This window comes from Seonamhaeicola marinus (assembly GCF_008085455.1).
In genome coordinates, this window is the sequence record NZ_VSDQ01000263.1 from 1 (window position 1) to 247 (window position 247).

The 247-nt window shown below is 36.8% G+C and carries 1 pseudogene; it reads right to left on the minus strand.

Features of this window, described 5'->3' with window-relative positions:
* Positions 1-247, minus strand: a pseudogene (glyA, locus tag FUA24_RS03865) (serine hydroxymethyltransferase); the annotation flags it as partial.

A 247-nucleotide genomic window follows, 5' to 3' on the forward strand; every position in this document is an offset into this window, starting at 1 on the left:
ACGGGTAGTAACCGCAGCAACACCCAAACGTATACCAGAAGTCACAAATGGAGACTTATCATCAAAAGGTACCATGTTTTTATTAACCGTAATATCTGCCTTTACCAAAGCTTCTTCCGCCTCTTTACCTGAAACATCTTTATTACGTAAATCTATTAACATACAGTGATTATCTGTACCCCCAGAAATGATATTATAATCTTTATCAACTAAGGCTTGTGCCAATGCTGCAGCATTCTTTTTAACT